This window comes from Thauera sp. K11, from assembly GCF_002354895.1.
Classification (GTDB): domain Bacteria; phylum Pseudomonadota; class Gammaproteobacteria; order Burkholderiales; family Rhodocyclaceae; genus Thauera; species Thauera sinica.
On record NZ_CP023439.1, the window covers coordinates 2769667 to 2782295 of the forward strand.

The 12629-nt window shown below is 62.1% G+C and carries 3 protein-coding genes, 2 tRNA genes, 3 rRNA genes and 1 riboswitch; of the genes, 3 read left to right on the forward strand and 5 right to left on the reverse strand.

The genetic code is table 11. The annotated features are described in order from the left end of the window. The first annotated feature begins 402 nt into the window (after positions 1-402). The 3 genes from aceE to lpdA are packed head-to-tail and all read left to right on the forward strand — an operon-like array spanning position 403 to position 6570. Positions 403-3084, forward strand: a complete 2682-nt coding sequence (gene aceE / locus CCZ27_RS12010; protein ID WP_096448470.1) for a pyruvate dehydrogenase (acetyl-transferring), homodimeric type — start codon at positions 403-405, stop codon at positions 3082-3084. A gap of 20 nt (positions 3085-3104) precedes the next feature. Then, the gene (gene aceF, locus CCZ27_RS12015; RefSeq protein ID WP_096448472.1) at positions 3105-4784 is read left to right on the forward strand and encodes a dihydrolipoyllysine-residue acetyltransferase; all 1680 of its coding nucleotides are present in this window, start codon (positions 3105-3107) and stop codon (positions 4782-4784) included. A 10-nt stretch (positions 4785-4794) separates the two neighbouring features. Then, complete coding sequence (gene lpdA / locus CCZ27_RS12020; RefSeq protein ID WP_096448475.1) at positions 4795-6570, forward strand: dihydrolipoyl dehydrogenase; 1776 nt, start codon at positions 4795-4797, stop codon at positions 6568-6570. Positions 6571-6845: 275 nt separating this feature from the next. On the opposite strand, the gene rrf is transcribed toward lpdA, so the two are convergent. The 5 genes from rrf to CCZ27_RS12045 form a co-directional block, all read right to left on the reverse strand. Then, a 5S ribosomal RNA gene (gene rrf, locus CCZ27_RS12025) occupies positions 6846-6959 on the reverse strand. A 119-nt stretch (positions 6960-7078) separates the two neighbouring features. Beyond that, a 23S ribosomal RNA gene (locus CCZ27_RS12030) occupies positions 7079-9962 on the reverse strand. 254 nt (positions 9963-10216) lie between these two features. After that, positions 10217-10292, reverse strand: a tRNA-Ala gene (locus tag CCZ27_RS12035). A 21-nt stretch (positions 10293-10313) separates the two neighbouring features. Beyond that, positions 10314-10390, reverse strand: a tRNA-Ile gene (locus CCZ27_RS12040). Positions 10391-10467: 77 nt separating this feature from the next. Then, positions 10468-12002, reverse strand: a 16S ribosomal RNA gene (locus tag CCZ27_RS12045). Together the 16S, 23S and 5S rRNA genes with 2 tRNA genes alongside form the textbook arrangement of a ribosomal RNA operon. 410 nt (positions 12003-12412) lie before the next feature. Beyond that, a riboswitch (glycine riboswitch) is annotated at positions 12413-12498 on the forward strand. Positions 12499-12629 lie beyond the last annotated feature (131 nt).

Here is a 12629-nt window from a genome sequence, read left to right on the forward strand (position 1 = left end):
CGCCGTGCGGCACCAGAGCAGGACGGCGGCCGGCGGCAGGACCGCCCCGAGTGTTCGGACAGGCACGCTGCGACGCTGCCCCGATCGGGCGCAGGCGGCGGAAGGACGCTCACGCATGAGGAAAAGGAGTCGAAAGTTGGCGTATCGTGACGACGCGTGGTGGGGCGGCAGGCCGATGGAATGCAGTGCGATTCTGTCCATCGATCGCTGCCCATGGCATTCGGGCAAGCCCTAGGACGCGCACATTGCACGAATCTTCTTATTGCACATTCCGAAATCTCGTTTTATAGTTTGAAACGCGCTTATCCTGCGATCCAGGATGTGCGAGCGCACCATTCGAGAAAGAACCCGTCCCGCCCTGCCGGGTGGAATCCGCCAACCGTACGTCATGAGGAGACAGACATGACCGGGAACACCAACGTTCTTCTGAAAGCCGACACGGACACCCAGGAGACGCAGGAATGGCTCGAGGCGATCGCCTCGGTCATCGAGAACGAGGGGCCTGAAAGAGCCCATTTTCTGATCGAGACCCTGATCGCAACCGCCCGTCAGGAGGGGGTGAACATCCCCTACTCGGCCACCACCGAATACATCAACACGATTCCGGCCGAGCAGCAGCCGCCCTACCCCGGCGACCCGGACATGGAGATCAAGCTCCACTCGTACATCCGCTGGAACGCGATGGCGATGGTGGTGCGTGCGAACAAGAACACCAACGTGGGCGGCCACATCGCCTCGTTCGCGTCGGCCGCGGCGCTCTACGACGTCGGCTTCTCGCACTTCTGGCATGCGCCCTCCGCCGACCACGACGGCGACATGATCTACTTCCAGGGCCACTCGGTCCCGGGCATCTACGCCCGCGCATTCATGCTCGGCCGCCTGACCGAGGAGCAGATGGACAACTTCCGCCAGGAAGTCGGCGGCAAGGGCATCTCGTCCTACCCGCATCCGTGGCTGATGCCGGATTTCTGGCAGTTCCCGACGGTGTCGATGGGCCTCGGCCCGCTGTGCGCCATCTATCAGGCGCGCTTCATGAAGTACATGGCCAGCCGCGGCATGATCGACGCCGCCCGTGCCGAACAGCGCAAGGTGTGGGCCTTCCTCGGCGACGGCGAGACCGACGAGGTCGAGTCGCTGGGCGCGATCGGCATGGCCGCGCGTGAAAAGCTCGACAACCTGGTCTTCGTCATCAACTGCAACCTGCAGCGCCTCGACGGCCCGGTGCGCGGCAACGGCAAGATCATCCAGGAACTCGAGTCCGAATTCCGCGGCGCGGGCTGGAACGTCCTGAAGGTGATCTGGGGCACGGCCTGGGACGCGCTCTTCGCCCGCGACAAGAAGGGCATCCTGAAGCAGCGCATGATGGAAGCCTGCGACGGCGAGTACCAGACCTTCAAGGCCAAGGACGGCGCCTACGTGCGCGAGCACTTCTTCAACACGCCGGAACTGAAGGCGCTGGTGGCCGACTGGACCGACGACCAGGTGTGGCAACTGAACCGCGGCGGCCACGACATCTTCAAGATCTTCGCCGCCTACAGGGCCGCCTCCGAACACAAGGGCCAGCCGACGCTGATCCTGGCCAAGACCATCAAGGGCTTCGGCATGGGCCAGGCCGGCGAGGCGATGAACATCTCGCACCAGCAGAAGAAGATGGACATCGACGCGATCCGCCGCTTCCGCGACCGCTTCGGCCTGCCGGTGCCGGACGACAAGCTTCACGAGCTGCCCTACCTGAAGTTCGAGGAGGGCTCGCCCGAGTACAAATACCTGCTGCAGCACCGCATGGACCTCGGCGGCTTCCTGCCGCAGCGCCGCACCAAGGCCGACCCGCTGGCGGTGCCGGCGCTGGACGCCTTCGCCGCACTGCTGAAGGCGTCGGGCGAAGGCCGCGAGCTGTCGACCACGATGGCGATCGTCCGCATCATGAACACGCTGCTCAAGGATAAGCAGCTCGGCCGCCACATCGTGCCCATCGTCCCTGACGAGAGCCGCACCTTCGGCATGGAAGGCATGTTCCGCCAGTACGGCATCTGGAATCAGGAAGGCCAGAAGTACGTGCCGGAAGACCACGACCAGTTGATGTTCTACAAGGAAAGCCAGACCGGCCAGGTGCTGCAGGAAGGCATCAACGAGGCCGGTGCGATGGCCGACTGGATCGCCGCCGGCACGTCCTACAGCGTGCACGGCGTGCAGATGGTGCCCTTCTACATCTTCTATTCGATGTTCGGCCTGCAGCGCACGATGGACCTGTGCTGGGCCGCCGCAGACCAGCGCACCCGCGGCTTCCTGATCGGCGGCACCGCCGGCCGCACTACGCTGAACGGCGAGGGCCTGCAGCACGAGGATGGCCACAGCCTGCCGATGGCCAACATGATCCCGAACTGCGTCAGCTACGACCCGACCTTCCAGTACGAGGTCGCGGTCATCGTGCAGGACGGCATGCGCCGGATGTTCGCCGAGCAGGAGGACGTCTACTACTACGTCACGGTGATGAACGAGAACTACGAACATCCCGAGATGCCCGCCGGCGCCGAGGCCGACATCCTCAAGGGGCTCTATGCCTTCCGCAAGGGCAGCGACGCCAAGGGCCCGCGCGTGCAGTTGGTCGGCTCGGGCACGATCTTCCGCGAAGTGATCGCCGCCGCCGACCTGCTGAAGAACGACTGGGGCGTCGAGGCCGACATCTGGGGCGCGCCGAGCTTCAACGAACTGGCCCGCGACGGCCAGGCCGCCGAGCGCTGGAACATGATGCACCCGCTGGAAACGCCGAAGCTGTCGCACGTGGAGCAGAAGCTGGCCGGCAGCGAAGGCCCGATCGTCGCCGCGACCGACTACATCCGCATGTTCCCCGAGCAGATCCGCGCATTCGTCAAGCGCACCTACGTCACGCTGGGCACCGACGGCTTCGGCCGCTCGGACACGCGCGAGCAGTTGCGCCACTTCTTCGAGGTCGACCGCCACTGGGTGGCGCTGGCCGCGCTGAAGGCGCTGGCCGATGACGGCGTGATCGGCCGCGACAAGGTCGCCGCCGCGCTGGTCAAGTACAACCTCGATCCGAACAAGCCGAACCCGATGTCGGTTTGAGCGCGCAAGGAGACAACAACATGAGCCAACTCATCGAAGTGAAGGTTCCGGACATCGGCGATTTCTCCGACGTGCCGGTCATCGAGCTGTTCGTGAAGGTCGGCGACACCGTCGCCGTCGATGATGCGATCGCCACGCTCGAGTCCGACAAGGCCACCATGGACGTGCCCTCGTCGCACGCCGGCGTGGTGAAGGAAATCCTGGTCAAGGTCGGCGACAAGGTGTCGGAAGGCAGCGTGCTGATCAAGGTCGAGGCGGCGGGAGCCGCAGTCGCGGCCCCGGCGCCCGCGGCCACCGCGCCGGCGCCTGCCCCGGCGCCCGCTCCCGCCCCTGCGGCCGCACCGGCCGCCAGCGCGGCCCCGGCAGCGGCCGGCGGCGTGGTCGAGGTCGTGGTGCCGGACATCGGCGACTTCTCCGACGTGCCGGTCATCGAACTGTTCGTGAAGGCCGGCGACACCATCAAGGTCGACGACGCGATCGCCACGCTGGAATCCGACAAGGCGACGATGGACGTGCCCTCCTCCTCCGCCGGCGTCGTCAAGGAAGTGCTGGTCAAGGTCGGCGACAAGGTCGGCCAGGGCAGCGTGCTGCTGAAGGTGGAAACCTCGGGCGGTACCGTTGCCGCCGTGCCGGTCGCACCGGCCGTCGCGGCGCCTGCACCGGCTTCCGCACCCTCTCCCGCACCGCTGGCCGACGGCAGCCCCGCCGCCAGCGCACCGGCCGCGATGCCCGCCGCGTCGCCGGTCGCTCCGTCCGCGGTCACGCTGGGCGGCAAGGTGCACGCCAGCCCCTCGGTGCGGGCCTTCGCGCGCGAACTGGGCGTCGATCTCGCCCAGGTCAAGGCCACCGGCCCGAAGAACCGCATCCTGAAAGAAGATGTCGCCGCCTTCATCAAGGGCGCGATGACCACCGGCATCGTTCCCGGCAGGACTCCGGCCGCGGCGGCTGCCGCCTCGCTCGGCGGCGGCCTGGACCTGCTGCCGTGGCCGAAGGTCGACTTCTCGAAGTTCGGCGAGATCGAGGTCAAGCCGCTGTCGCGCATCAAGAAGATCTCCGGCCAGAACCTCGCCCGCAACTGGGTGATGATCCCGGCGGTGACCTTCCACGAAGACGCCGACATCACCGATCTCGAAGCCTTCCGCGTCCAGGTCAACAAGGAAAACGAGAAGTCGGGCAAGAAGCTCACCATGCTGGCCTTCATCATCAAGGCATCAGTGCGTGCGCTGCAGCAGTTCCCCGAGTTCAACACCAGCCTCGACGGCGACAGCCTGGTCTACAAGAAGTACTTCAACATCGGCTTCGCCGCCGACACTCCGAACGGCCTCGTCGTGCCGGTGGTGAAGAACGCCGACAAGAAGAGCGTGTTCGAGATCGCCGCCGAAACCGGCGAGTTGGCCAAGAAGGCGCGCGACGGCAAGCTCGGCCCGGCCGACATGTCCGGCGCCTGCTTCACGATCAGCTCGCTCGGCGGCATCGGCGGCACCTACTTCGCGCCGATCATCAACGCGCCGGAAGTCGCCATCCTCGGCGTCAACAAGTCGGCCATGAAGCCGGTGTGGGACGGCAAGCAGTTCGTGCCGCGCCTGATCCTGCCGATGTCGCTGACCGCGGACCACCGCGTCATCGACGGCGCGCTCGCCACCCGCTTCAACGTGTACCTCGCGCAACTGCTGGCGGACTTCCGCCGCGTGATGCTGTAAGGAGATCGCCATGAGTCTCGTGGAAGTCAAGGTCCCTGACATCGGCGATTTCGACGCGGTGCCGATCATCGAGCTGTTCGTGAAGGCCGGCGACAGCATCAACGTGGACGACGCCATCTGCACGCTGGAGTCCGACAAGGCGACGATGGACGTGCCATCTTCCGCCGCCGGCGTGGTGAAGGAAGTGCTGGTCGCCGTCGGCGACAAGGTCGGCGAAGGCGCAGTGCTGTTAAGGGTCGAGGCGGCCGCCTCGGCCGGCGCCGGTACTGCGCCAGCAGCCCCCGCCGCCACGGCTCCCGCGGCGGCGGCACCCGCTGCCGCCCCGGTCGCCGCCGCACACGGCGGCGGAGCCGATGCCGAATACGACATGGTCGTGCTCGGCGCCGGCCCCGGCGGCTACTCCGCTGCCTTCCGTGCCGCCGACCTCGGCCTCAAGACCGCGATCGTCGAACGCTATGCCACCCTCGGCGGCGTATGCCTGAACGTCGGCTGCATCCCGTCCAAGGCGCTGCTGCACGTCGCCGCGGTGATCGAGGAAGCCGAGCACGTCGGCACAGCCGGCATCGGCTTCGCCAAGCCTTCGGTCGACATCGATGCGCTGCGCAAGCACAAGGACGGCGTGATCGGCAAGCTCACCGGCGGCCTCGCCGGCATGGCCAAGGCGCGCAAGGTCGACATCATCCGCGGCTACGGCAGCTTCCTCGACCCGCATCACATCGAGGTCGAGGAAACCTCCGGCAGCGGTCAGGACAAGACCGGCGCCAAGAAGGTGGTGAAGTTCAAGCAGTGCATCATCGCCGCCGGCTCGGCCGCGGTGCACCTGCCCTTCATCCCGCGCGACCCGCGCATCGTCGACTCGACGGGTGCGCTCGAACTGCGCCAGGTGCCGGGCAAGATGCTGGTGATCGGTGGCGGCATCATCGGCCTGGAAATGGCGACGGTGTATTCGACGCTGGGCGCGCGCCTCGACGTCGTCGAAATGCTCGACGGCCTGATGCAGGGCCCGGACCGCGATGCCGTGAAGGTGTGGGAAAAGCAGAACGCCCACCGCTTCGACAAGATCATGCTCAAGACCAAGACCGTTGCCGTCGAGGCCAGGGAAGACGGCCTTTACGTCACCTTCGAGGGCGAAGGCGCGCCGGCCGAACCGGTGCGCTACGACATGATCCTGCAGTCGGCGGGCCGCTCACCCAACGGCAACAAGATCGGCGCCGACAAGGCGGGCGTCGTCGTCGGCGAGCGCGGTTTCATCCCGGTCGACGCGCAGATGCGTACAAACGTGCCCCACATCTTCGCCATCGGCGACATCGTCGGCCAACCCATGCTCGCCCACAAGGCAGTGCATGAAGCCCACGTCGCCGCCGAAGTCGCCGCCGGCCACAAGGCCGCCTTCGACGCCACCGTGATCCCCGGCGTGGCCTATACCCACCCCGAGGTGGCCTGGGTCGGCTACACCGAAGCGCAGGCCAAGGCCGAAGGCAAGAAGGTCGACACCGCCAAGTTCCCCTGGGCCGCCAGCGGCCGTGCCATCGCCAACGGCGCCGATTACGGCTTCACCAAGCTGATCTTCGACGCCGAGACGCACCGCGTGATCGGCGGCACCATCGTCGGCCCCTCCGCCGGCGACATGATCGGCGAGGTCTGCCTGGCGATCGAGATGGGCGCCGACGCGGTCGACATCGGCAAGACCATCCACCCGCACCCGACGCTGGGCGAAACGGTCGGCATGGCCGCCGAAGTCGCGCACGGAAGCTGCACCGACCTGCCGCCGATGAAAAAGAAGTAGGCGCCGCGGCGACACGACAAAGCCCGCGTCATGCGGGCTTTTTTTTCGGCGAGTCGGTGGTGCTGGAGGGGGAGGCGGAGATTCTGGTGCCGTCGCGGGACTGAAGAAGCCGGTGCGCGGGCGCGCCTGGCCGCTGGTGCCTGGCGTGCTGCGCCGGGCGTTCCGGTCAGTCAGTCTTTCGCTGCTACGCGAGTGGGGGGCGCTTGCGTGGCGTAGACACGCCAACGCCCGATCCTCTGCGTAGAGGTATCGGGCGTTGTCGTTGGTGTAGGGTAGTCTGACGATGACCTACTTTCACGAGGGCGGACCTCACTATCATCGGCGCGGTCTTGTTTCACGGTCCTGTTCGGGATGGGCAGGGGTGGTTCCAAGACGCTATGGTCGTCAGACTGTGACTGTTGCTTTGCGCGGTGTGGCGCGAAGCCAAAGTGTCGAAGAAGCGTTGTGTGATTGGTGTGACACGTGTGGGTGTGACACGTGTGCGAGTATCGCGGTTGTCCAAGGTTATAGGATCAAGCCGCACGGGCAATTAGTATCGGTTAGCTTAACGTGTTGCCACGCTTCCACACCCGACCTATCAACGTGGTGGTCTTCCACGACCCTTCAGGGGGCTCTGGGCCCCGGGGAAGTCTCATCTTGAGGCGAGTTTCCCGCTTAGATGCTTTCAGCGGTTATCTCTTCCGCACATAGCTACCCGGCGATGCGACTGGCGTCACAACCGGTACACCAGGGGTGCGTCCACTCCGGTCCTCTCGTACTAGGAGCAGGCCCTCTCAAACTTCCAGCGCCCACGGCAGATAGGGACCAAACTGTCTCACGACGTTTTAAACCCAGCTCACGTACCACTTTAAATGGCGAACAGCCATACCCTTGGGACCGGCTACAGCCCCAGGATGTGATGAGCCGACATCGAGGTGCCAAACTCCGCCGTCGATGTGAACTCTTGGGCGGAATCAGCCTGTTATCCCCAGAGTACCTTTTATCCGTTGAGCGATGGCCCTTCCATACAGAACCACCGGATCACTATGACCTGCTTTCGCACCTGCTCGACGTGTGGGTCTCGCAGTCAAGCCACCTTTTGCCATTGCACTATCAGTACGATGTCCGACCGTACCTAGGTGACCTTCGTACTCCTCCGTTACCTTTTGGGAGGAGACCGCCCCAGTCAAACTGCCCACCATGCACGGTCCCCGACCCGGATTCACGGGTCTGGGTTAGAACCTCGACGACACCAGGGTGGTATTTCAAGGATGGCTCCACCGGAACTAGCGTTCCGGCTTCCTAGCCTCCCACCTATCCTACACAAGTCCCGTCAAAGTCCAATGCAAAGCTACAGTAAAGGTTCATGGGGTCTTTCCGTCTAGCCGCGGGGAGATTGCATCTTCACAAACATTTCAACTTCGCTGAGTCTCAGGAGGAGACAGTGTGGCCATCGTTACGCCATTCGTGCAGGTCGGAACTTACCCGACAAGGAATTTCGCTACCTTAGGACCGTTATAGTTACGGCCGCCGTTTACCGGGGCTTCGATCAAGAGCTTGCACCCCATCACTTAACCTTCCGGCACCGGGCAGGCGTCACACCCTATACGTCCACTTTCGTGTTTGCAGAGTGCTGTGTTTTTAATAAACAGTCGCAGCCACCGATTCTCTGCGGCCCCTTCGCCCTTCGGCTGTTCGCCTACAAGCTAACGGGGCATACCTTCTCCCGAAGTTACGGTATCAATTTGCCGAGTTCCTTCTCCTGAGTTCTCTCAAGCGCCTTGGTATGCTCTACCAGCCCACCTGTGTCGGTTTGCGGTACGGTCACTCTATGACTGAAGCTTAGAGGCTTTTCCTGGAAGCGGGGTATCCGTTGCTTCGGATCCGAGGATCCTCGTCATCATGCCTTGGCTCAGCCGCGCGGATTTGCCTACGCGGCACGCCTACACACTTAAACCGGGACGTCCAACACCCGGCCAACCTAACCTTCTCCGTCCCCCCATCGCATCATAGAGCGGTACAGGAATATTGACCTGTTTCCCATCGACTACGCATTTCTGCCTCGCCTTAGGGGCCGACTCACCCTGCGCCGATGAACGTTGCGCAGGAAACCTTGGGCTTACGGCGAGGGTGCTTTTCACACCCTTTATCGCTACTCATGTCAGCATTCGCACTTCCGATACCTCCAGCATCCCTTACGAGACACCTTCGCAGGCTTACGGAACGCTCCCCTACCACGTGTCAAAGACACATCCGCAGCTTCGGTTCATGGCTTGAGCCCCGTTACATCTTCCGCGCAGGACGACTCGACTAGTGAGCTATTACGCTTTCTTTAAAGGGTGGCTGCTTCTAAGCCAACCTCCTAGCTGTCTGGGCCTTCCCACCTCGTTTGCCACTTAGCCATGCATTTGGGACCTTAGCTGGCGGTCTGGGTTGTTTCCCTCTTGACACCGGACGTTAGCACCCGATGTCTGTCTGCCGTATATCACTTTGCGGTATTCGGAGTTTGCTATCGCGGGGTAGATCGCAATGACCCCCCCAACGATTACAGTGCTCTACCCCCGCAAGTGTCCGTACGACGCACTACCTAAATAGTTTTCGGGGAGAACCAGCTATTTCCGGATTTGTTTAGCCTTTCACCCCTATCCACAGCTCATCCCCTAACTTTTCAACGTTAGTGGGTTCGGACCTCCAGTACCTGTTACGGCACCTTCATCCTGGCCATGGATAGATCATCCGGTTTCGGGTCTACGCCCTGCAACTACGACGCCCTTATCAGACTCGCTTTCGCTACGCCTCCCCTACTCGGTTAAGCTCGCTACAGAACGTAAGTCGCTGACCCATTATACAAAAGGTACGCAGTCACCCCTTTCGAGGCTCCCACTGTTTGTATGCATGCGGTTTCAGGATCTATTTCACTCCCCTCCCGGGGTTCTTTTCGCCTTTCCCTCACGGTACTGGTTCACTATCGGTCGATCACGAGTATTTAGCCTTGGAGGATGGTCCCCCATCTTCAGACAGGATTACACGTGTCCCGCCCTACTTGTCGCACGCTCAGACCCGCCACCGGCTTTTCGCATACGGGACTCTCACCCTGTATCGTCGGACTTTCCAGACCGTTTTGCTAAGCTGATGGTTTTGTCGTGCAGGCTCTTCCGTGTTCGCTCGCCACTACTTACGGAATCTCGGTTGATTTCTGTTCCTGCGGCTACTTAGATGTTTCAGTTCGCCGCGTTCGCCTCCTCAGACCTATGGATTCGGTCTGGGATACCCCTTGCGGGGTGGGTTTCCCCATTCGGACATCTCCGGATCAAAGCTCTATTGCCAGCTCCCCGAAGCTTTTCGCAGGCTTACACGTCCTTCATCGCCTGTGATCGCCAAGGCATCCACCACATGCACTTCGTCGCTTGATCCTATAACCTTGGCTCCTCCTCGCGCTCACGCGCTCGAAGAGCCGGCCATAGGCGAACTCGCTTGTGCGGTCCGGGCTGTGCTGACCACGCAGCCCGAACCGATGCAATCACACAACTTGCAGCGCGCACCGGCTCGATGCGCACTGCACTTCTTCCACTTTGTTAAAGAACGAACCTTCCGGCCGATATCGCTATCGTCCAAGAAGCCAGACATGACGACGGCACCCATCGCCAGGTCTGGCTTCTCGAAGCGCTGGTGGAGCTGGTCGGGATCGAACCGACGACCTACGGCTTGCAAAGCCGCCGCTCTCCCAGCTGAGCTACAGCCCCTCCCGACAGACCGCTTGAGTTTGGTGGGTCTGGTTGGATTCGAACCAACGACCCCCGCCTTATCAAGACGGTGCTCTAACCGACTGAGCTACAGACCCTCAAACGCCTTCGAGGCTCTTGGTCTGAACAACCGATAAGCTGTGGATGCCACGGCCGGTCGTGGCGTCTTCTCTTGAAAGGAGGTGATCCAGCCGCACCTTCCGATACGGCTACCTTGTTACGACTTCACCCCAGTCATGAATCTCACCGTGGTAAGCGCCCTCCCGAAGGTTAAGCTACCTACTTCTGGTGAAACCCACTCCCATGGTGTGACGGGCGGTGTGTACAAGACCCGGGAACGTATTCACCGCAGCATGCTGATCTGCGATTACTAGCGATTCCGACTTCACGCAGTCGAGTTGCAGACTACGATCCGGACTACGATCGGCTTTAAGGGATTGGCTCCACCTCGCGGCTTGGCAACCCTCTGTACCGACCATTGTATGACGTGTGAAGCCCTACCCATAAGGGCCATGAGGACTTGACGTCATCCCCACCTTCCTCCGGTTTGTCACCGGCAGTCTCACTAGAGTGCCCAACCAAATGATGGCAACTAGTGACAAGGGTTGCGCTCGTTGCGGGACTTAACCCAACATCTCACGACACGAGCTGACGACAGCCATGCAGCACCTGTGTCCAGGCTCCCGAAGGCACCCTCGGCTCTCACCAAGGTTCCTGGCATGTCAAGGGTAGGTAAGGTTTTTCGCGTTGCATCGAATTAATCCACATCATCCACCGCTTGTGCGGGTCCCCGTCAATTCCTTTGAGTTTTAACCTTGCGGCCGTACTCCCCAGGCGGTCGACTTCACGCGTTAGCTGCGTTACTCAGCGCATTGCTGCACCGAACAACTAGTCGACATCGTTTAGGGCGTGGACTACCAGGGTATCTAATCCTGTTTGCTCCCCACGCTTTCGTGCATGAGCGTCAGTACAGGCCCAGGGGGCTGCCTTCGCCATCGGTGTTCCTCCACATCTCTACGCATTTCACTGCTACACGTGGAATTCCACCCCCCTCTGCCGTACTCCAGCTTGGCAGTCACAAGCGCAGTTCCCAGGTTAAGCCCGGGGATTTCACACCTGTCTTACCAAACCGCCTGCGCACGCTTTACGCCCAGTAATTCCGATTAACGCTCGCACCCTACGTATTACCGCGGCTGCTGGCACGTAGTTAGCCGGTGCTTCTTAGTCCGGTACCGTCATCCGAACGCTATGTTAGAGCGTCCGATTTCTTCCCGGCCGAAAGAGCTTTACAACCCGAAGGCCTTCTTCACTCACGCGGCATGGCTGGATCAGGGTTGCCCCCATTGTCCAAAATTCCCCACTGCTGCCTCCCGTAGGAGTCTGGGCCGTGTCTCAGTCCCAGTGTGGCGGATCATCCTCTCAGACCCGCTACGGATCGTCGCCTTGGTGAGCCTTTACCTCACCAACAAGCTAATCCGACATCGGCCGCTCCAATCGCGCGAGGTCCGAAGATCCCCCGCTTTCCCCCTCAGGGCGTATGCGGTATTAGCGTACCTTTCGATACGTTATCCCCACGAATGGGCACGTTCCGATGCATTACTCACCCGTTCGCCACTCGCCGGCGGGCCGAAGCCCCCGCTGCCGTTCGACTTGCATGTGTAAAGCATGCCGCCAGCGTTCAATCTGAGCCAGGATCAAACTCTTAAGTTCAATCCTACAAGGTACTCAAAATCATTACTGACTGTAATGCGAGTACCCAATCATTGCGAAACCAGGCAGCTCTCGCTGCCCGCCACAACGACCTGGCACCCACACTTATCGGTTGTTCGACTTTTTAAAGAACCGCTGCATCGCTGCAGCAGAGAAACGAAATTATGGCTAACTCCACACAACCCGTCAACCCCCAGCGCGACGGACGTTTCCGAGAAAACCGAAACCACCACGCCGCGCTTCCCGCTTCCCCCGCCCGCCTCAACGCGCCAACGCTCACGCAGGGAACCGCGCCGACGAAAGAGAGCCGCGCAGTATAAGCATCCGATAAAGCACGTCAAGAAGAAGCCGGCACGAACGGTGGCGCCGGATTGCCGGTTGCCGCGGGCGCGACTGCAATGCTATTGTCCGCGCGTCGCGCGGGAGAGAACTCCATGCGAGTCGCCGAAGGCGTAACCCCCGGAATCGCTCAGGCACAAGGGACCGCGCGCGTAGTACAAGTCTGGAGAGCGATACGGGCACCCGGTGCCCTGGTATCCACCGAAGGGGCAGCCGTTCCGCGAGTTCGCGCGCGAACGTAATCTCTCAGGTACAAGGGACAGACGGGGACATCGAACCCGATGACGG

Excerpts from the sequence above, each read along its gene's own strand:
- aceE (WP_096448470.1), top strand. The coding sequence starts at position 403 with ATGACCGGGAACACCAACGTTCTTCTGAAAGCCGACACGGACACCCAG.
- aceF (WP_096448472.1), top strand. The coding sequence starts at position 3,105 with ATGAGCCAACTCATCGAAGTGAAGGTTCCGGACATCGGCGATTTCTCC.
- lpdA (WP_096448475.1), top strand. The coding sequence starts at position 4,795 with ATGAGTCTCGTGGAAGTCAAGGTCCCTGACATCGGCGATTTCGACGCG.